General features: G+C 65.1%; 24 protein-coding genes. 12 read left to right on the forward strand and 12 right to left on the reverse strand.

The window, feature by feature from the left end; genetic code table 11:
* Positions 1-56 precede the first annotated feature (56 nt).
* Positions 57-836: a ZIP family metal transporter gene (locus VGT77_RS15430; protein ID WP_327463969.1), complete on the forward strand. Its 780-nt coding sequence runs from the start codon at positions 57-59 to the stop codon at positions 834-836.
* Here the strand turns inward: VGT77_RS15430 and VGT77_RS15435 are convergent.
* The gene (locus tag VGT77_RS15435; RefSeq protein WP_327463970.1) at positions 833-2398 is read right to left on the reverse strand and encodes a lysine--tRNA ligase; all 1566 of its coding nucleotides are present in this window, start codon (positions 2396-2398) and stop codon (positions 833-835) included. The genes VGT77_RS15430 and VGT77_RS15435 overlap by 4 nt on opposite strands.
* 71 nt (positions 2399-2469) lie before the next feature.
* On the opposite strand from VGT77_RS15435, the gene VGT77_RS15440 reads away from it, so the two are divergent.
* Positions 2470-3747, forward strand: a complete 1278-nt coding sequence (locus tag VGT77_RS15440) for an MFS transporter (protein WP_327463971.1) — start codon at positions 2470-2472, stop codon at positions 3745-3747.
* 85 nt (positions 3748-3832) lie between these two features.
* Here VGT77_RS15440 and VGT77_RS15445 read toward each other — a convergent pair whose 3' ends face one another.
* From VGT77_RS15445 to VGT77_RS15455, 3 genes are all read right to left on the reverse strand, one after another.
* Positions 3833-4309, reverse strand: a complete 477-nt coding sequence (locus VGT77_RS15445) for a histidine phosphatase family protein (protein ID WP_327463972.1) — start codon at positions 4307-4309, stop codon at positions 3833-3835.
* Positions 4310-4387: 78 nt separating this feature from the next.
* Positions 4388-6703 (reverse strand): ATP-dependent Clp protease ATP-binding subunit ClpA, encoded by a 2316-nt coding sequence (gene clpA / locus VGT77_RS15450; protein ID WP_327463973.1) that lies wholly within the window; start codon positions 6701-6703, stop codon positions 4388-4390.
* A 124-nt stretch (positions 6704-6827) separates the two neighbouring features.
* On the reverse strand, positions 6828-7025 hold the full coding sequence (locus VGT77_RS15455; RefSeq protein WP_327463974.1) for a DUF1192 domain-containing protein: 198 nt from the start codon (positions 7023-7025) through the stop codon (positions 6828-6830).
* 88 nt (positions 7026-7113) lie between these two features.
* On the opposite strand from VGT77_RS15455, the gene VGT77_RS15460 reads away from it, so the two are divergent.
* A complete protein-coding gene (locus VGT77_RS15460; protein WP_327464017.1) occupies positions 7114-8097 on the forward strand; it encodes an NAD(P)H-quinone oxidoreductase in 984 nt (327 codons plus the stop codon).
* Between the two features lie 83 nt (positions 8098-8180).
* A complete protein-coding gene (locus VGT77_RS15465; protein ID WP_327463975.1) occupies positions 8181-8795 on the forward strand; it encodes a glutathione S-transferase family protein in 615 nt (204 codons plus the stop codon).
* A 127-nt stretch (positions 8796-8922) separates the two neighbouring features.
* Here VGT77_RS15465 and VGT77_RS15470 read toward each other — a convergent pair whose 3' ends face one another.
* On the reverse strand, positions 8923-9354 hold the full coding sequence (locus VGT77_RS15470; RefSeq protein WP_327463976.1) for a hypothetical protein: 432 nt from the start codon (positions 9352-9354) through the stop codon (positions 8923-8925).
* A 139-nt stretch (positions 9355-9493) separates the two neighbouring features.
* Here VGT77_RS15470 and VGT77_RS15475 point away from each other — a divergent pair, with 139 nt between their 5' ends.
* Positions 9494-10366, forward strand: coding sequence for a UDP-2,3-diacylglucosamine diphosphatase (locus tag VGT77_RS15475; protein WP_327463977.1), 873 nt, complete (start codon positions 9494-9496; stop codon positions 10364-10366).
* Positions 10363-11382, forward strand: a complete 1020-nt coding sequence (locus VGT77_RS15480) for a glycosyltransferase family 1 protein (RefSeq protein ID WP_327463978.1) — start codon at positions 10363-10365, stop codon at positions 11380-11382. Before VGT77_RS15475 ends, VGT77_RS15480 begins: the two co-directional genes overlap by 4 nt.
* A gap of 85 nt (positions 11383-11467) precedes the next feature.
* Here the strand turns inward: VGT77_RS15480 and VGT77_RS15485 are convergent, their stop codons facing one another.
* Positions 11468-12397 (reverse strand): bifunctional riboflavin kinase/FAD synthetase, encoded by a 930-nt coding sequence (locus VGT77_RS15485; RefSeq protein WP_327463979.1) that lies wholly within the window; start codon positions 12395-12397, stop codon positions 11468-11470.
* 223 nt (positions 12398-12620) lie between these two features.
* On the opposite strand from VGT77_RS15485, the gene VGT77_RS15490 reads away from it, so the two are divergent.
* Complete coding sequence (locus VGT77_RS15490; RefSeq protein WP_327463980.1) at positions 12621-13097, forward strand: CHAP domain-containing protein; 477 nt, start codon at positions 12621-12623, stop codon at positions 13095-13097.
* A gap of 3 nt (positions 13098-13100) precedes the next feature.
* Here VGT77_RS15490 and VGT77_RS15495 read toward each other — a convergent pair whose 3' ends face one another.
* Both VGT77_RS15495 and metC read right to left on the reverse strand, forming a co-directional pair.
* Positions 13101-13514, reverse strand: a complete 414-nt coding sequence (locus VGT77_RS15495; protein WP_327463981.1) for a hypothetical protein — start codon at positions 13512-13514, stop codon at positions 13101-13103.
* A 104-nt stretch (positions 13515-13618) separates the two neighbouring features.
* Positions 13619-14818: a cystathionine beta-lyase gene (gene metC / locus VGT77_RS15500; RefSeq protein WP_327463982.1), complete on the reverse strand. Its 1200-nt coding sequence runs from the start codon at positions 14816-14818 to the stop codon at positions 13619-13621.
* Positions 14819-14953: 135 nt separating this feature from the next.
* Between metC and VGT77_RS15505 the strand changes: the two genes are divergently transcribed.
* From VGT77_RS15505 to VGT77_RS15655, 5 genes are all read left to right on the forward strand, one after another.
* Positions 14954-15079: a hypothetical protein gene (locus VGT77_RS15505; RefSeq protein WP_327463983.1), complete on the forward strand. Its 126-nt coding sequence runs from the start codon at positions 14954-14956 to the stop codon at positions 15077-15079.
* Positions 15080-15086: 7 nt separating this feature from the next.
* Complete coding sequence (locus VGT77_RS15510) at positions 15087-15503, forward strand: DUF1810 domain-containing protein (protein WP_327463984.1); 417 nt, start codon at positions 15087-15089, stop codon at positions 15501-15503.
* A gap of 85 nt (positions 15504-15588) precedes the next feature.
* Positions 15589-15846, forward strand: a complete 258-nt coding sequence (locus VGT77_RS15515; protein ID WP_327463985.1) for a type II toxin-antitoxin system RelE/ParE family toxin — start codon at positions 15589-15591, stop codon at positions 15844-15846.
* A gap of 12 nt (positions 15847-15858) precedes the next feature.
* Positions 15859-16251 carry a helix-turn-helix transcriptional regulator gene (locus VGT77_RS15520; RefSeq protein WP_327463986.1) on the forward strand — a complete coding sequence of 131 codons (393 nt, stop codon included), beginning with the start codon at positions 15859-15861 and terminating at the stop codon, positions 16249-16251.
* Between the two features lie 315 nt (positions 16252-16566).
* Positions 16567-16809 carry a helix-turn-helix domain-containing protein gene (locus VGT77_RS15655; protein ID WP_414713416.1) on the forward strand — a complete coding sequence of 81 codons (243 nt, stop codon included), beginning with the start codon at positions 16567-16569 and terminating at the stop codon, positions 16807-16809.
* Between the two features lie 362 nt (positions 16810-17171).
* Here the strand turns inward: VGT77_RS15655 and VGT77_RS15525 are convergent, their stop codons facing one another.
* The 4 genes from VGT77_RS15525 to thiC form a co-directional block, all read right to left on the reverse strand.
* Positions 17172-17636 carry a DUF4440 domain-containing protein gene (locus tag VGT77_RS15525; RefSeq protein WP_327463987.1) on the reverse strand — a complete coding sequence of 155 codons (465 nt, stop codon included), beginning with the start codon at positions 17634-17636 and terminating at the stop codon, positions 17172-17174.
* A 13-nt stretch (positions 17637-17649) separates the two neighbouring features.
* A complete protein-coding gene (locus VGT77_RS15530; protein ID WP_327463988.1) occupies positions 17650-17895 on the reverse strand; it encodes a hypothetical protein in 246 nt (81 codons plus the stop codon).
* Positions 17896-18001: 106 nt separating this feature from the next.
* Positions 18002-18466 (reverse strand): hypothetical protein, encoded by a 465-nt coding sequence (locus tag VGT77_RS15535; RefSeq protein ID WP_327463989.1) that lies wholly within the window; start codon positions 18464-18466, stop codon positions 18002-18004.
* On the reverse strand, positions 18463-19467 hold a 1005-nt coding region (gene thiC, locus VGT77_RS15540; protein WP_327463990.1), incomplete at its 5' end, for a phosphomethylpyrimidine synthase. The genes thiC and VGT77_RS15535, both read right to left, overlap by 4 nt.

Genomic DNA, 19467 nt, shown 5'->3' on the forward strand with positions numbered 1-19467 from the left:
CCGTCAGTGCGGGTGAAGGCTCAGAGCCCGATTGGCAGCTCAAGCGTTCTGAGGACATGAGCGACCCTGTCCTTGCCGGCATCCTCGCCAGCCTGATCGCCGGAGCCGCGACCGGGATCGGGGGGCTGGCGCTGTGGTTCACCGGGCGCCCCAGCCTTGATCAGCAGAAGCTGATGCTCGGCTTTGCGGCCGGGGTAATGCTCGCCGCTTCCTTCTTTTCGCTGATCATCCCCGGCATCGAGCAGGCGGAAGCGATGGGCGCATCCAAGGCGGAGGCCGCGGGCACGCTGGTGGCGGCGGTGCTGCTCGGCGCGTTCGTGCTGTCGTCGATCCACCGGCACTTGCCGGTCGATCATATCGCGTTGCTGGGCAAGCCAGGCGCCGATCCGCTGAACGTCAAGCGCATCTGGCTGTTCGTGGCCGCAATCACGCTGCACAATTTTCCCGAAGGCATGGCGGTCGGCGTCAGCTTCGGCACCGGCGACTTTGCTGCCGGCACCGCCACGGCGACCGGCATCGGACTCCAGAATATTCCCGAAGGGCTCGCCGTCGCTGTGTCGGTGCTGACCCTCGGCTATTCGCGCCGCACGGCCTTTCTGATCGCGCTGGGCTCGGGCTTGGTCGAGCCGATCGGCGGCACGTTCGGCGCCGGCCTCGCCTGGCTCTCGGCGGCTTTGCTGCCCTGGGGACTAGGCTTTGCCGCCGGCGCAATGATCTATGTCGTCGCCACCGAGATCATTCCCGACACCCAGCGCCCGCAGCCGAGCGCCCGTGCGTCCCATGGGCTGATGATCGGCCTCGCCGCGATGATGTTCCTCGACGTGACGCTCGGCTAGGCCTTGGCGGCGAGCGCCTCGGCGATCAGGCGGCGTGTGTTGGCGATGCCGTAGAGCGCGATGAAGCTGCCCATGCGCGGTCCTTGGGCAGAGCCGAGCAATGTCTCGTACAGCGCCTTGAACCAGTCGCGCAGCTGCTCGAACCCGCCTTCGTTGCCGATCGCATAGACGATGTTCTGGATGTCCTCCGCCTTGGCATCGGCGGGAAGGGCCGCGAGTTCGCGGTCGAGCCGCTCCAGCGCGGCCACTTCCACACCTTCAGGCTTGCGGCGCTTCAGCGTAGGCGCGACGAAGTCGCGATTATACGCAAGCGCGTGGCCGATCAGCTTGGCGAGTTCGGGATAGCGTTCCGGCGTCGCCCCTTCGACATAGTTGCCGAGATAGCCCCAGACCTGATCCTCGGTCGCGTCGGCGCCCATCACGCCGACCAGGTTGAGCAACAGCCCGAAGGTAACCGGCAGCTTCGCGTCCGGCACCCGGCCGTCATGGATATGATGGACCGGATTGCCGAGCTTCTGCTCGATCGGCTGGGCGGGGTAGTTGCCGCGGAACTGCCAATATTCGTCGATCGCGCGCGGGATCACGCCGATGTGCAGCTGCTTGGCCTTTTTGGGCTCGCGATAGGCGAAGAAGGCGAGGCTCTCCTGCGGGCCATAGGTGAGCCACTGCTCCAGGCTCAGGCCGTTGCCCTTGGACTTGGAGATCTTCTCGCCATTCTCGTCGAGGAACATCTCGTAGTTGAAACCGGCCGGCGGGTCGCCGCCCAGCACGCGGGCGATCTTGCCGGACTGGATGACAGAGTCGATCAGGTCCTTGCCCGCCATCTCATAGTCGACGTCGAGCGCGACCCAGCGCGCCGCCCAGTCGACCTTCCACTGGAGCTTTGCCTGGCCGCCGAAAACGGACTGCTCGACCATTTCCCCTTCATCCTCGAAGCGGATCAGGCCGGCGGCCGCATCGATCACCTCCACAGGCACCTGGAGCACGATCCCGGACTTGGGGCTGACCGGGAGCACCGGCGAATAGGTCTCGCGCCGCTCCGCCCGCAGCGTTGGCAGCATGACGTCAAGAATGGCCTGGTAGCGTTCCAGCACGGTCCGCAGGATCGGGTCGAACTTGCCGGACGCATAATAGTCGGTCGAGCTGGCGAATTCGTAATCGAAGCCGAACCGATCGAGGAATTCGCGCAGCATCGCATTGTTGTGATGCGCGAAGCTCTCGAACTTGCCGAACGGATCGGGAATGCGGGTCAGCGGCTTACCGAGATACTCCCGCAGCATCTCCTGGTTTGGGACATTGTCCGGCACCTTCCTCAGGCCGTCCATGTCATCCGAAAAGGCGATCAGCTTGGTCGGGACGTCCGACAGCGCATGAAAGGCGTTGCGCACCATCGTCGTGCGCAGCACTTCGTTGAAGGTGCCGATATGCGGCAGGCCGGACGGTCCATAGCCGGTCTCGAACAGCACATAGCCCTTGTCCGGCGTGCCGCGCTTCAACAGCTTGCGGGCCTCTTCAAAGGGCCAGGCCTTGGAGACGAGAGCGGCGGAGCGAAGATCGGTCATCGCGCGCCCTTTGCAGGACGGAGGACCAAGTGCCAAGTTGCTCCTTGGCGCGCTGACGATAAACAGGAGCCATGACCGCCAAGCCCCACCGCCTGCGCTCGATCATCGGCGGTTCGGCCGGCAATCTCGTTGAATGGTATGACTGGTACGCCTATTCGGCCTTCGCGCTCTATTTCGCGAGCGCCTTCTTCCCGAGCGACAACCGGACCATCGAGCTGCTGAACACGGCCCTGGTCTTCGCGGTGGGCTTTCTGGTGCGGCCGATCGGCGGCTGGCTGATGGGCATCTATTCGGACCGGCACGGGCGCAAGGCGGGGCTGACGCTCTCAGTCACCCTGATGTGCGCCGGCTCGGTCGCCATCGCCCTGACGCCGACCTATGAGCAGATCGGCTTTGTTGCGCCGCTCATCCTGACGCTCGCGCGCATGGCACAGGGGCTGAGTCTCGGCGGGGAATATGGCGCCAGCGCCACCTACATGTCGGAGATGGCGGGCCGGAAGCACCGCGGATTCTGGGCGAGCTTCCAATATGTGACGCTGATCGGCGGCCAGCTGACCGCGCTCGCGCTGCTCGTGCTGCTGCAGTCGATCCTGACCGAGGCGCAGATGGACGCCTGGGGCTGGCGCATCCCGTTCGCCATCGGCGGGGTGCTGGCGGTGGTCGTCTTCTGGCTGCGGCGGCGGCTGGTCGAGACCGAAAGCTTCCGCAACGCGCAGGACCAGGAGCTGCCGCGATCCAGTGCGCTCACCCTGTTTCGCGATCATCCGCGCGAGGCGCTGACGGTAATGGCGCTGACCGCCGGCGGCACACTCGCCTTCTATGCCTATTCGATCTACATGCAGAAATTCCTCGCCAACACATCAGGCTTCAGCCGGGAGGTGGCGAGCGGGATCATGACCGGCGCGCTGCTGGTGTTCATGCTGCTGCAGCCCCTGGCCGGCGCTCTATCCGACCGGATCGGCCGCAAGCCGCTGCTGGTCGGCTTCGGCGTGCTCGGGCTGGTGGCGACCTGGCCGGCCTTCGTCTTCCTCGAAACGGTGCACGATCCGTGGATCGCCTTTGCAGTGGTCTGCGGGCTGCTGCTGATCAACTCTGGCTACAGCGCGATCAGCGGCGTGGTGAAGGCCGAGATGTTCCCGGCCCATATCCGCGCGCTGGGTGTCGCCTTTCCTTACGCCATCGCCAACGCGATCTTCGGCGGCACCGCCGAGTCACTGGCGCTGTGGCTGAAGAAGATCGGCTGGGAGCGCGGCTTCTACGCCTATGTGACGGCGATGATCGGCCTCTCGCTGATCGTCTATCTCCGCATGCGCGACACTCGCGACCATAGCCGGATCCTGGAGGATTGACGCTCCCCGGCGAAGGCGGGGCCCAATGTTGGTGAGGGTCAGTCGTCCAACGCAATCCTGGACCCCCGCCTTCGCCGGGGAACAACTAGCGTGGCTGCGGCTTGCCCAGCTCAGTAACAGTCACCTTGCCATCCCGGATTATCCAGATGCGGCCATAGTCGGTGTCGGCAAGGTCGGGTCCGGCCGGCCCGCCCAGCTCCTCGACGATCTTCGGCACCGTGTTCGAATGTCCGACGATCAGCACCGGCCCCTTGCTCGCCTTGACTTGAGACAGCATCGCTTCGGGCTTGCCGGGATCATAGCGAATAGGAGTGATCCGCAGCCGCTTGGCGAGAGGCGCCACCGTTTCCTGCGCACGACGGAACTGGGTCACGAAAATCGCTTTCGGCCGGTCGCGCCGGAACCAGGTCGCCAGCTCCTCCGAATGTTTGGTACCGATCGCGTTCAACGAAGGGTCCTTGCCGGCGTCGCGCTCGAGGTGACGCATCACATAGACGGGAGCAGCGTGGGCCACGCTGGCCAGGAAAACGCCGGCAATCGCCGCGATGGAATGCTTTGTCATGGGCACAGGCTAGGACGTTGACCAGTCCGGACGCAACTCGGGCGGCACTTCATGTGAAGCGCCGCCCGGCTGGTTGGCTCAGGCCTTCGCGTCTTCCGACTTGGCGCCCTTCTTTTTGGGCTTTTTGGGCGGGGCGCTGACCATTTCGAAGGCGAGGGCGTCGTCCTTCAGATGGACCTTTACTTCGCCGCCATGAACCAGCTTGCCGAAAAGCAATTCCTCGGCGAGCGGCTGCTTGACCTTCTCCTGAATGAGGCGGCCCATCGGGCGGGCGCCGTAGAGCTTGTCGTAACCGCGTGCGGTCAACCATGCCTTGGCGTCGTCGTCCAGATTGATGTGCACGTCGCGGTCGGCCAGTTGCAGTTCGAGCTGCAGGATGAACTTGTCCACCACGCGGGCGACCACTTCCGGCGGCAAATAGCCGAACGGCACAATCGCATCGAGACGGTTGCGGAACTCCGGCGTGAACATGCGCTTCACGGCCTCTTCGTCCTCGCCCTCGCGGGTGACGTTGCCGAAGCCGACCGCCTCGCGCGCCATGTCGGACGCGCCGGCATTGGTGGTCATGATCAGGATCACGTTCCGAAAGTCGACCGTCTTGCCGTGGTGGTCGGTCAGCTTGCCGTTATCCATGACCTGCAACAGAATGTTGAACAGGTCCGGATGGGCTTTCTCGATCTCGTCCAGCAGCAGCACCGAGTGCGGCTGCTGGTCAACGGCGTCGGTCAGAAGGCCGCCCTGGTCATAGCCGACATAGCCCGGAGGCGCGCCGATCAGCCGGCTGACCGAATGGCGCTCCATATATTCGGACATGTCGAAGCGCTGCAGCGGGATGCCCATGATCGAGGCGAGCTGGCGCGCGACTTCCGTCTTGCCGACGCCGGTCGGGCCGGTGAACAGATAATTGCCGATCGGCTTGTCCGGATCGCGCAGGCCAGCCCGGCTGAGCTTGATCGCGGATGAGAGCTTCTCGATCGCCAAGTCCTGGCCGAACACGACGCGCTTCAGGTCGGTCTCCAGGCTCGCCAGATTCTTGGTGTCGTCCGACGAGACGGTCTTCGGGGGGATGCGCGCCATGGTCGCGATCACCGCCTCGATCTCCTTGGGGGTGATCACCTTCTTGCGCTTGTTCGGCGCCACCAGCATCTGCATCGCGCCGACTTCGTCGATCACGTCGATCGCCTTGTCCGGCAGCTTGCGGTCGTTGATGTAGCGCGCCGACAGCTCCACCGCCGACTTGATCGCGTCGGGCGTGTATTTGACCGAGTGATGGCCCTCGAACGCGGTGCGCAGGCCGGCAAGGATCTTGATCGTGTCCTCGATCGTCGGCTCGTTCACGTCGATCTTCTGGAAGCGCCGCAGCAGCGCGCGATCCTTCTCGAAGTGGTTGCGGAACTCTTTGTAGGTGGTCGAGCCGATGCAGCGGATCGTACCGCCCGAAAGCGCCGGCTTCAGCAGGTTCGACGCGTCCATCGCGCCGCCGGACGTGGCGCCGGCCCCGATCACAGTATGGATCTCGTCGATGAACAGGATGGCGTGCGGCAGCTTCTCAAGCTCGTTTACGACCTGCTTCAGCCGCTCTTCGAAATCGCCGCGATAGCGCGTGCCGGCAAGCAGCGCGCCCATGTCGAGCGAGTAGATCACAGCCGGCTTCAGCACCTCGGGCACATCGCCCTCGATGATCTTGCGCGCCAGGCCTTCCGCGATCGCCGTCTTGCCGACGCCAGGATCGCCCACATAGAGCGGGTTGTTCTTCGAGCGGCGGCAGAGGATCTGCACGGTGCGGTCCACTTCAGGGCCACGGCCGATCAGCGGGTCGACCTTGCCCTCTTTGGCCTTCGCATTGAGATCGACGCAGAACTGCTTGAGCGCGCTCTCAGTCTTCTGCTTGCCGTCGGATTTCTGGGCCTTTTCCTCCTCGGCGCCTTTCACTTCGCGCGGCTCCGGCGCGGTGCTGCCCTTGCCGACCCCATGGCTGATGAAGCTGACCGCATCGAGACGGCTCATGTCCTGCTGCTGGAGGAAATAGACGGCGTAGGATTCGCGTTCGGAGAACAGCGCGACCAGCACGTTGGCGCCCGTCACCTCGTCGCGGCCGGACGATTGGACGTGCAGGATCGCGCGCTGGACCACACGCTGAAATCCGCTGGTCGGCGACGGATCGGTCTCACCCTCGACGCGGAGCGCTTCGAGCTCGGTGTCGAGATAATGCGTGACCGCGTCCTTCAGTTCGGAAAGGTCGACGCCGCAGGACACCATCACCTTCGACGCATCGGCATCGTCGGTCAGCGCCAGCAGCAGATGCTCGAGCGTCGCATATTCATGCCGGCGGCTGGACGCATGCGTCAGCGCCTTGTGCAAAGTGGTCTCGAGCGCAGGGGCAAAAGAGGGCATTCAGGTCACTCCTGGGGCCCGGCGGATGCCGGGCACCGCTTCCGTTCTAATGTCGGGGCCCGAAGATCGTTCATCAAGGCCGCGAAAATGCGGTGCTGGGAACCCGTAAGGCACCCGCGCCGAGTCATCGCTTGAATAGCGCGTCGGCGCTTGCGCGATGGTTAACCGACTTTTCGATCTTCGCCTTGGCCCGCCCGATCTCCGCTTCCAGGATCCCGATCCGCGCGTTCAGCTCCTCGACGGACATGGGATCGAGGTCCTGCCGGACGAGCATGGCCAGCGGATCGTCGGGCCGCTTCGGAAGAATGTCGTCGAGATCCATGCCCGAGGAAAGTTGACCCGTTCGCCCCCCAAGTCAATTAGGGGCTCGCCGCAATCTGGGGATGAGTGTGATCGATTTGCCCGAAACGATGATCGCCATCGACCCCGAAGCGCCGGGCGGACCCGAAGTGCTGCGCCCGGTCGAGCGGCCAGTGCCGCAGCCCAAAGAAGGCGAAGTGCTGATCAAGGTCGCCGCGGCGGGCGTGAACCGGCCCGACGTGCTGCAGCGCAAGGGCGGCTATCCACCCCCGCCGGGAGCGCCCTCAATCCTCGGGCTGGAGGTGGCCGGCGAAGTCGTCGCTGCCAACGGCCTGGCGGAAGAGGCGCTGATCGGCCAGCCGGTCTGCGCGCTCGTGGCGGGCGGCGGCTATGCCGAATATGCCGTAGCGCCGGCCGGCTCCTGCTTGATCGTGCCGGAAAGCCTGACGATGGTCGAGGCGGCGGCCATGCCCGAAACGCTGTTCACAGTCTGGGTCAATCTGTTCGAACGCGCCTTTGCCGCCGATGGCGACGCGGTGCTGGTCCATGGCGGCACCAGCGGCATCGGCACGATGGCGATCGCACTCGGCAGATTGTTCGGCCTCAAGATGATCGTCACTTGCGGATCGGACGAAAAATGCGCCCGCGCCCGGGAGCTCGGCGCGGCAGCAGCCATCAACTACAGGTCCGAGGACTTCGTCGCCCTGACCAAGGAAGCGACCGGCGGCAAGGGCGTGCAGATCGTCATCGACATGGTCGGCGGCGACTATCTGCCCCGGAACCTTCAATGCCTGGCGGAGGAGGGTCGTCATGTCTCCATCGCCGTGCAACGCGGCGCGACGGCGGAAATCCCGATCTTCGACATCATGCGGCGCCGGCTGACGCTCACCGGCTCGACGCTGCGGCCCCGCTCCAACGACTTCAAGCAGCTGGTCGCTGACGAGATCGATCGCATGGTTTGGCCGCACGTCCGCGAAGGCCGTCTCAGACCGGTGATCGACACGACCTTCCCACTCGCCGAAGCCGCAAGAGCGCATGAGCGAATGGAAGGCGGCGATCACATCGGCAAGATCGTGCTGACCACGGCCGCATAAACGCAGCTTATCCGTCGTTCGTCGAAACTTGTTGGCTCACGCCCACAGGTCGCGACATGGCGCGACCAACTGGGAGGGCAAGGATGGACGGACAGCTGATCCTCCATGAGGATGCGCGATCGGGTAATTGCTATAAGATCAGGCTGACGGCCGCCCATCTCGACGTGCCGCTGACCCGGCGCAACTACGACATCATGGCGGGCGAGACGCGGACGCCCGAGTTCCTGGCCGGCGTCAATGCCAATGGCCGCATCCCGGTGCTGCAGATCGGCGACCGCTTCCTGCCCGAGAGCAATGCCGCCTGTTTCTGGTTGGCCGACGGCTCGCATCTGATCCCGGGCGACCGCTTCGCCCGCGCCGACATGCTGCGCTGGATGTTCTGGGAGCAGTATAATCACGAGCCGAACGTCGCCACCTTGCGCTTCTGGCGCGCCTTCGTCGGCGAGGACCAGCTGAACGACGCCCAGCGCTCACAACTGGCGGCAAAGAAGTCTTCAGGAGAAGCGGCGCTGAAGCTGATGGACGAGCAGCTTTCCCGCACAACCTGGCTCGCGGGCGACAGCTTCAGCCTCGCCGACATCTGCCTTTACGCCTACACCCATGTGGCGGAGGAAGGCGGCTTCGACCTTTCGGCCTTCCCGAACGTGCAGCGCTGGTTGAGCGACGTGGCACGGCTGCCCGGCCACGTGCCCTTCTGATTGTCGAATGCGAATCTCGCTTCGTCATTGCGAGGAGCGAAGCGACGAAGCAATCCAGGAGTCGCCCCGCTGGATTGCTTCGCTGCGCTCGCAATGAAAGGTGAGCCAGCAGAAGGAGAATCGCTCCTCAGTCCGAAGCGTCGTTGATGCGGTCGATGAACACGGCCGCGGCAATGCCGACGGCGATCACGACACCACCCACGACCAGAGCCCAGGTCGGCACGCCGCCCTTTCCGTCTGCCTGCAGCCTTATCTCTTCCATCGATCGGCCGGCGACCGACAGGCGTGCCGGGCCGGTGCCGCGCATACCGAACTGCAGACCCTCGCCAAAGCTGGTGCGGATGCGCCCGTCATGGCTCTGCACGCTCCGTATCGGTCCGATGCCGAGACCGGCGCGAAGCTGGCCGGAGTCGCGGCCGCCGAGCCCGATCCGGAGTCGCGCCCCTGCAAAGGCGCTGGTGCGAGTGGGGCCAGCCCCGATCGGCTCCAGCGAAGCGGCAACAGCCGGTGCACCCGACAGCTGCGCGGCAATCAGCATAGCTGCCGAAAGCTTCTTCATTCTTACCTCCGTAATCCGTCGCGCATCAGCATAGCCCGGAAGCGGCCCAGGCCGAGCGTCACTCGATTGTCACTGAGACGGAGTCGATCTGTCACATCCGTCAGGCATAGCACCCGAGCGAGAGAGCAAGGGGCCGCCCATGAACGCCATCACTCGCATTCCGCTCGACGCGGACCTGTTTCCCATATCCGAACCTAGCCATCCGGAAGCGCCGGTTGCGCAGCGGCGGCGGTTCCGAACGATCTGGATCTCCGACATCCATCTCGGCACACGCGGCTGCAACGCCGCGATGTTGATCGACTTTCTCGACCACACCGACAGCGACACCATCTATCTGGTCGGCGACATCATCGACGGCTGGCGCATGAAGAAGCGCTTCTATTGGCCTGCCAGCCACAATGACGTAGTGTGGCGGATCATGAAGCGCGCGAAGCGCGGCGCGCGCGTGGTCTATATTCCCGGCAATCACGACGAGATGTTCCGGCAGTTCACGGGTCTGAACTTCGGCGGAGTCGAGATTCGGCGCAAGGCGATCCACGAGACCGCCGATGGCCGGAAGTTGCTGGTGATGCATGGCGACGAGTTCGACGCGATCATGCTGGCGCATCGCTGGCTCGCCTTTGTCGGCGACGCTGCCTACCATCTGCTGATGAAGCTGAACGTGGGCGTGAACCTCGTGCGCCAGCGGCTCGGCCTGCCCTACTGGTCCCTCTCGAAGCACGCCAAGCACAAGGTCAAGAACGCGGTCGAGTTCATCGGCCGGTTCGAGGAAGTGGTGGCGCATGAGGCCGGCGTCCGCGGCGTCGACGGCGTGGTCTGCGGCCATATCCACACTGCCGAGATGCGCCGCATCGGCGGCATCGACTATTATAACGACGGCGATTGGGTCGAGGGCTGCACGGCGCTGGTCGAACATGGCGATGGCCGCATGGAAGTGCTGCACTGGGCGGACGAAATCGCCGCCCGCCGGGCCGCCGAAGCGGCGGCGCGCGAACTGGCGGTGGCGGCATGAGGATCGCGATCGTAACGGACGCCTGGAGCCCGCAGGTCAATGGCGTCGTCCGCACGCTTCAGGCGGTTGCGCATGAGCTCGAGACGATGGGCCATCAGGTGCTGGTCATCTCGCCCGATCTCTACGGCTCGGTGCCCTGCCCGACCTACCCGGAGATCAGGCTTGCGCTCGCCTTGACCCGTTCGGTGGGTAATCGCATTGCGGCGTTCGAAGCCGAGGCGGTGCATCTGGCGACGGAAGGCCCGCTCTGCCTGGCGGCGCGCCGCTGGTGCCTCAACCGGATGCGCCCCTTCACGACCGCCTATCACACCCAGTTCCCCGACTATGTCGCGGCGCGCACCGGTCTGCCGAAGGAGCTGTTCTGGCGCTATATCCGCTGGTTCCACACGCCGGCCGAAGCGGTGCTGGTTTCCACGCCGTCCATTCGCCGCACGCTCGAAGTGAATGGCATCGCATGCGTAAAGCCCTGGGGACGCGGCGTCGATCTCGAAACGTTCACGCCCAACGCGCCACCGCCCGCGCTGTTCGCCACGCTGCCGCGGCCCATCCAGCTCTATGTCGGCAGGGTCGCGATCGAGAAGAATCTGGAGGCGTTCCTCGCCCTCGATACGCCCGGCAGCAAGGTCGTCGTCGGCGACGGCCCCGCGCGTGCCGAGCTGGAGCGGCGCTTCCCTTCGGCGCATTTCCTCGGCGCCCGCTCGGGCCGGGCGCTTGCGGGAGCCTATGCCGCCGCCAACGTCTTCGTCTTCCCGAGCCGCACCGACACGTTCGGACTGGTCATGATCGAGGCGCTCGCCTGCGGCACCCCCGTCGCCGCCTACCCGGTCAGCGGCCCGATCGACGTTCTGACGGAGCGTGTCGGAGCAATGCGCGACGATCTGGGCCGGGCAATTATCGAAGCGTTGACGCTGGATCGCCAAGCCTGCGCGGCGTTCGGCGCGGGATTCAGCTGGAGGGCAAGTGCGCAGCAGTTCGTCGAAGCCTTGGTGCCGGTGCGGGAGCTCGAAGCGGCGTAACTTGGTTCCGTTCGTTTCGAGCGAAGTCGAGAAACGCGGCACCGCGCGGGCAAGTGCTTCTCGACTGCGCTCGAAGCGAACGGAGTTAAGCGGAGTTCAGCCTTAGCCGCGCCTCGACGCAGTCCGCGTCCATCTGCGCAGTCAAAGCATCAAGACTGTCAAATTTGGCTTCAGGCCGGATGAAGGCGTGGAACTCGACTTCGATCGTCTGTCCGTAAAGGTCTTCGTCGAAGTCGAACAGATAGGCTTCGAGCAGCTCCTTCGGCGGATCGAAGCTGGGCCGAATGCCCAGGTTCGCGGCACCGTAGATCAGACGTCCGTCCGGCAGCCGTGCGCGCACCGCATAGATGCCGTAGCGGGGGCGGAGATAGCGATCGAGTGCAATGTTGGCCGTCGGATAGCCGATCGTGCGCCCGACCTTGTCGCCATGCTGCACCACGCCCTCAATGGTGAAGGGGCGTGTCAGCAGCCGGGCGGCGGTCGCACAGTCGCCCTGCTGGAGCGCCGACCGGATGCGGCTGGAAGAGACGGGATCTCCCTCAAGCGTCACTGGCGCGACCGCTTCGGCGGAAAAGCCGTGGCGTTGAGCCAAATCGGCCAACACCTGTGCATTGCCGCCCCGTCCCCTGCCGAAGGTGAAGTCCTCGCCGGTCACCACGCCTGCAGCGCCGATCAGCCCGACCAGCCGCTCTTCGACGAACGCCTCGGCCGTAAGCCCGGCGAGCGCCGCGTCGAAGTGAAAGACGATCATCGCATCGGCGCCTGCGGTTCCGAACAGCCGCTGGCGCTGTTCGAGCGTCGTCAGGCGAAAAGGCGGCGCGTCCGGACGGAAGTAGCGGACCGGATGCGGGTCGAAGGTGGCGACCAGTGCTGGACGCCTTTCGGCGCGCGCGCGCGTGATCGCACGGCCGACGACCGCCTGGTGCCCAAGGTGAAATCCGTCGAAATTGCCCAGCGCGACGACCCCGCCGCGCAGATGGGCTGGAACCGCCGAGCCGCCCTCCAGCCGCTCCATGGTGCCGCGCTATAGAGATTCGGGCGAGCGCTTCCAAGCTGCGCCGGTGAGCCGATAATCATGCGCGATGAGCCGAAAAGTTCCTCCGGCTCACCCTGCCCCAGGCTCCGCTCAACGCACGGGGAATGACGGGTGGACGAACGCTTCCCTACAGCCGTGTCAGCGAGAGCGGGGACACTCTTCGAACATGAAAAACGGTCGCAGCGCCTTCATTGGCGCGCTCATGATGCTTGCCTCATTCCTGATTGCCACGCCTGCCAGCGCGCAGTTCTGGCAGTGTGCGCCTTTTGCGCGGATGGTGTCGGGGATCGAGATCTACGGCAATGCCGGCACCTGGTGGGGCCAGGCGGCGGGCCGCTATGATCGCGGCCAGTCGCCGCAGGTGGGCTCGGTGATGGTGATGAAGCCGCACGGCAAGATGCGCGTCGGCCATGTCGCAATGGTCAGCCGCATCGTTTCGCCCCGTGAGATCAAGGTCACTCACGCGAATTGGTCGCGCCGCGGCGGCGTCGAGCGGGACGTGCGGGTGGTCGACGTGTCGGACGCCGGCGATTGGAGCCGGGTCAAGGTATGGTTCGCGTCGATGGGCCATGTCGGCCAGACCAGCTATCCGACCTTCGGCTTCGTCTATGCCAAGCCCGCGACGACGCAGTTCGCGTCGGCAAAGGGCGGCGCAGTCACCCACGCCGCCCTTCTTTAAGCCTTAGTAGCGGTCGCAGATCCGGACGCGGCGCCAGCGGCCCCGCCAATCGTCCCACTGCCGCTCGGTCCAGCAGCGCGCACGCGGCGCGCGGTGGCCGTAAGCATAGCCATAGGGGCTGGCATAGCTGTTGCCGTAATAGCTGCTGCCATAGCCATAGGCGTAGGGCTGGTTGTAATAGCCGCCATAATAGCCGCGGTTGCCGTAATAGCGATCGCCATAATAGCCGCGGTTGCGCGAGCTGGACGCGATCGCCGCGCCGACCGCGAGGCCGAGCGCACCGGCACCGATGGCGAGCGCCGTACGGTCGCCGCCGCGGTTGCGGTAATAGCGATACTGCGCTTCCGCCGGAGCCGCCGCGACCAGCATAGTCGCGCCGGCAACCAGGCCGGTCGTGATCTTCTTGATGGTGGTCACCCTCTATCTCCTTCAAAACACATGGAAACGACGCGGAACGACACGCTCCGGTTCCACCATGTCCTTTTGCCCGATTCGTTCTGAACAGGCGCGGAACGGGTCGTTCAGCTTATAGCTGCCCGGAAGCGGTCGAGCCCGGCGCGAAGATCGGCGATCAGGTCGGCGGGGTCCTCCAGCCCGACATGAAGCCGGACCAAAGGTCCCTCCGCTTCCCAGTTCGTCGCGCTCCGCAAGGTTTGGGGATCGGCGGGAATGACCAGGCTTTCGAAGCCGCCCCAGCTGAAGCCGATGCCGAACAGCGCGAGCCCGTCGATGAGCGCCGCGCGCGCGGTATCCTCGCCGCCGTTCAGCACGAAGCCGAACAGCCCGGACGCGCCGCTGAAGTCCCGCCGCCACAGCTCGTGGCCCGGGCAGCCGGGCAGCGCCGGGTGGATGACGCGTGCGACCTCCGCCTGTTCAGCCAGCCAGCGCGCGACTTCGAGGCCGTTCGCCTGATGCTGGGCGAGCCGCACGCCCATCGTGCGGAGGCCCCGGGAGCCGAGCCAGGCATCGTCGGCGGAGGCGGTCTGGCCGAGCTGGTAGCTCGTCTGCCGCAGCTTCGCCCAGGCGCCCGGTGCGGCAGTGACCGACCCCAGCATCGCGTCCGAATGGCCGACCACATATTTGGTGCAGGCGAGGATAGAGAGGTCCACGCCTTTCTCGATCGCGCGGAAGAAGAGCGGTGTCGCCCAGGTATTGTCGAGCATGGTCACGATGCCGCGCGCCTTGGCGGCCGCGCAGATCGCCGGCACGTCCTGCACTTCGAAGGTCAGGCTGCCCGGGCTTTCCATGAACACGGCGCGCGTCTTGTCGGTGAACAGCGCGTCGATGCCACCGCCGATCAGCGGATCATAGAAGCGCGTCGTGACGCCCAGCCGCTTCAGCAGCCCGTCGCACATCAGCCGCGTCGGCTCATAGGCGCTGTCGACCATCAGCAGCTCGTCGCCGGGCCGGAGCACGCTCAGCAAGGCCGTGGCCACCGCCGCGACGCCCGACGGATAGAGGAGCGTCGCCTCCGCACCCGGCTCCAGCTCGGTCAGCGCCTCGGCCAACGACCATTGAGTCGGGGTGCCCCGCCGGCCGTAATAAAGCCGGTGATGCGTGTCCTTCTGCCGCGCCTTCATGTCGGCAACGCTGTCATAGAGAATGGTGGAGGCGCGCCAGACCGGCGGATTGACGATGCCTTGCGTCCATTCCTCGCGCCGACCGGCGGTGACGAGCCTGGTCGCCGCGCGCTGATCGGATGGCTTGTCCTTGCCGCTCATGGTCCGCCCATCGTGGCAAATGGCCCGAATGTAAATCTGGTCCGGGCGACGGGCTGAGCCCGGCGTGCAACTCCGTTCGTTGTGCGGGTGCCCAGCCGACGGCGATGCGGGCGGATCAGCGCAGGAGGACATGCCATGGCCAAGGGCCAGAAGAAATCGAACAAGGAAGTCCGCAAGCCCAAGGCGGAAAAGAAGAAGGTGATTGCCGCCAACCCTTCGACCAAGGACCAGCCGGTCAAGATGGTGAATGTGAAGAGCTGAGACAGATGTGACCGAACGCGGCCTGGAGCGGTTCGTGGACGCGCAAGTGGGCAGCTATGCGGCGGCGCTGGCCGAGTTGCGCGCCGGCGCCAAGCGGAGCCACTGGATGTGGTTCATCTTCCCGCAGATTGCCGGCCTGGGGCAGAGCGCCATGGCGCGGCGCTATGCCATTCGCGACCTGGACGAAGCGCAGGCGTACCTCGCCCATCCGCTGCTCGGCGCCCGGCTGCACGAGTGCGTGGAGGCGGTCACCGCCTGGGCGGGACGTCGCACGCCCGAGCAGATCATGGGCGGCATCGACGCCGTGAAGCTCCGCTCCAGCCTTACCCTGTTCGAAGCGGCCGGCGGCGGTGCGGTCTTCGCCGAGGCGTTGGAAGGGCTGTACGGCGGCGAGCGGGACGAGCGCACTCTCGCGCTGAGCTAGGGTAAGGCGAGCGACGCGGCCGACAAGGCAACCTACTCCTTTTGATTATTGATCTGTGTATACGGAATAGAGTAGCTCTAGCTTCGTGACGAGGCGCATCGAGTATAGTCGCGAGGCGTTGAAGGCGCTGCAGCGGATCGATCGCGTGACGGGTAAACGGATCGTGGCGAAGGTGGAGCAACTCGCCGAGCGGCCAGAGTCATTGGCCAACAATGTGCGCGCGTTGAAGGGACCGGGGGGCCTGAAACGGCTGCGGGTCGGCGACTGGCGTGTCATTTTCACCGAGACGCTGGTTATCGTTGCCGTGCAACGGATCGCCCCACGCGGCTCGGCATATGAGTGAAAGGTAAGCGGCATGACCTATCATCCCCAGCGGTTCACGGCCCCGGACGGCACCGAGATGGTGGTTCTGCGCGCGGAAGATTGGGAGCGGCTGCGCGCTTATGCCGAAGACGAGGAGGATGTGCGCGAGGCAGGCGCGACCCTGGCCCGGATTGAGGCCGGCGAGGGAACCGTGCCGGGTGACGTCGTCAAGCTGATGGTCGTGGACGGCCTGAAGCCGCTCGCCGCCTGGCGCCGCTATCGCGGCTACAGCCAGGCCGAACTCGCCCGCCGCGCGGGTTTGAGCCAGGTGTGGGTAAACCGGATCGAAGCGGGTGGCGGCTATGGCTCCCGCGCGACCCGCCGAAAGCTGGCGGAGGCGCTGGGCGCGCCCGTGTGGGCGCTGGACGAGGAGGGCGAGAGCTGATGAACCCCCAGCGCACGCATCGCGCCGTAAGGGGCGCTGGCGCCCGACCGTCGATCGAGGAGACGATCTACCTGTTGCGCTCGCCGTAAAATGCCGAGCGGCTGCTGGAAGCGGTGTGGGGGTTTGAAGCGGGCGAGGCCAAGACCGTCGATCTCAAGTGATGCCACCTTTTGCCCGTCGATATAAGAGGATTTCTGCCACTGGCAGGATCATGACACGCCAATCTGGCGGGTCTAATCTTTCTCGTTCGAGGTGTAGATGTCTGATATTGTGGCTAAGTAGGGGGAGGAGGTCGCGGGTCGGGGCTTCGCTCAAGTGCCGAACTATCTGCTGCTTTTAAACCAGTTTTTGGCGGAAGACGCGCGTCTGAGCCCATCCGAGCTTCTCATCCTTATTCAGCTCGTGGCGGCTTGGTGGAAGAAGGAGGAGGCCCCGTTTCCGGCCCTAAAGACGTTGGGCGTTCGAGCTGGGGTATCTGATCGGCAAGCTCACAGGGCGATCTCGAAGCTTGAAGAGCATGGGTATCTCAGGCGCGAGAAGCGCAAGAGAGGCGTCTAATTGCTTCCAACGCTTATAATCTGGAACCTTTGGCGGAGGTTCTGCGTGAAGTGGCAAAGGCATTCCCCAACGAGGCGCCAAGACGACTTCGCAGATTAGCGTCATCGACGGTTGACAGTCCTGAAGATGAGAAGGCATCTCGTCCCAAGACCAAGATACGGCGGCCTAGGAAGGCAGCTGCAGGTTAGCTCAAGGTGCACCATCACCGTGTCTAGTAAATCTGCCCCCTGCTTCTTTGTCCTGGCGGGATCGATATATATTCACATTTGACTGTCGAACGACGAAGCTGGTCAATATGGTGACTTGTCTCAGGCTCCCACCGGCTGGGGCCATTTGAAACTGAGCGAGTGGTCGTTGATGCATTAGGGACACCCACTCCCCTCACACCGCATCGTTACATAGGTCTCGACCTCGACCCGCCAGACGCCTTCGATGCGGCGCCATTTGGCGGTGTAGTCTCCGCCGATCCAGTCCTTGGTCGCGCCGGCTGTCGCGCCGCGCCAGTGGCCGGTTTCCAGGGCGATGGGGAGCAGGGGGGAGACCGTCGCCTTGTCCGTGGTGCGGACATAGACGAGGCGGTTCGGGTCTTTGAAGCCCTCGGTCCAGCGATCGAGATGGGCCTGTCTGCCGGCTACGTGGATGGAGTCGCTGCCGGTAATCATCTGGACATTGTCGGCGAGCACGGCGGCGATCGCGGTCAGGTCGGCGGCGGCGATGGCGCGGTTGAAGGCGGGGCGCTGGGCGCGGATCTCGGCTTCCGCCTGGGCAGGCGTCTGGGCGGGGGCGGCCTGGGCGATCGCCATGGTCGCAAGGACGAAGCTCAGCAAGCCGCCCGCCGGGTCAGCCGAGGACGCGGACGCCTTCTCTCGGCCACTCCACATCGACATCGACGCCCTGGTTCGCCCACTCGTCGCGAGTCCAGCACTTGACCTGCTCGGTGATGGTGCCGGTCAAGGCTTCCATCCGCATGCAATAGCGCGTGTCCGGGCCGCCGGCCGGGGCGGCCACCGGCCGCTCCTGCATGGCGCCCCAGGCGGGCGGGGCGGCGATTATGCTCAATGCCAGAAACAGCTTTGCGTACGCCATGTCGTTCCTCCTCAAAAGGCAAGCTGGCACCGCCTTCTAGCACCGATGGAACCCCGACGCGACTGGTCAGGGGCCAAACAGATGCGACGCGTTGCGCCTCTCCTGGCTACGGCCGCACCAGCCACATGCGCTCCTGCGCTCCTGGACCTACCCCCCTGTAAACCTCCGTTCGGATCGGGTGGTTGGGGTCGGTCAGGTCGAGCCAGAGATCGTGCTGGTGAAACTCGCCCGCGTCGAGATCGGTGGCGTCGCGAAAGGTGAAGTGGAGGCCCTGGTCGTCGCGGCCCGCCAGCGCCAGGCGGGGCTGGTTGCCTTGCGGGCAGTAATGGGTGGCGATCAGCGCGTCCCCGTCACGGTGATAAAGGGTGAGCGAGTGCGGCTCGCCGTTCGTGCGCTCCCGGCTTTCGACCAGCACGGTGCCGCCGGCGGTCAGGTAGAAGTGGATGTTGAGCGAGCCGTCGGCGCGGTCGGCCGGGCGCCAGCGGCCGACGAGCTGCTTGAGCTGGTCGAAGGCGGTGGCGGCCGGCACGGGTGCAGCGGCCGCCAGCAGGAGCGCGGCCGCCGTGATCATTTGGCGGGGATGTAGAGGTCGCCGGCGGCGCGGTATTTTTCCGCCATTTGAGCCATTCCCGCTTCGGCGTCTTCAGGAGAAGAAGGGAGGGCTTCGACAGGCTCAGCCCGAACGGCCCCGGAGTTCGCAGCCAAGAAAGTATCCGCCGGGGCATTCTGCTTTGCGGCGAAGTCGCGAACTTCCTGCGTGATCTTCATCGAGCAGAATTTGGGGCCGCACATCGAGCAGAAGTGCGCGGTCTTGGCGCCTTCTGCCGGGAGCGTCTGGTCGTGGTACTGCTCGGCCGTGTCGGGATCGAGCGAGAGGTTGAACTGGTCGCGCCAGCGGAACTCAAAGCGGGCACGGGACAAGGCGTCGTCGCGCAGCTTGGCGGCGGGGTGGCCCTTGGCGAGGTCGGCGGCGTGGGCGGCGAGCTTGTAGGTGACGACGCCGACCTTGACGTCGTCGCGGTCGGGGAGGCCGAGATGCTCCTTGGGGGTCACGTAGCAGAGCATCGCCGTGCCGTACCAGCCGATCATCGCCGCGCCGATACCGCTGGTGATATGGTCGTAGCCGGGCGCGATGTCGGTGGTCAGCGGCCCAAGCGTATAGAAGGGCGCCTCGCCGCATGCTTCCAGCTGCTTGTCCATATTCTCCTTGATCTTGTGCATCGGCACATGGCCGGGGCCTTCGATCATCACCTGCACGTCCTGGGCCCAGGCGCGCTTGGTCAGCTCGCCGAGCGTGTAGAGTTCGGCGAACTGGGCTTCGTCATTGGCGTCGGCGATCGATCCGGGGCGAAGGCCGTCGCCCAGCGAATAGGCGATGTCATAGGCCTTCATGATCTCGGTGATCTCGTCGAACCGCTCGTAGAGGAAGCTCTCCTTGTGGTGCGCCAGGCACCATTTCGCCATGATCGAGCCGCCGCGGCTGACGATGCCGGTGACGCGCTTGGCGGTCATCGGAATGTAGGGCAGCCGGACGCCCGCATGGATGGTGAAATAGTCGACGCCCTGCTCGGC

The organism is Sphingomonas sp., from assembly GCF_035944535.1.
Taxonomy (GTDB): Bacteria; Pseudomonadota; Alphaproteobacteria; order Sphingomonadales; family Sphingomonadaceae; genus Sphingomonas_B.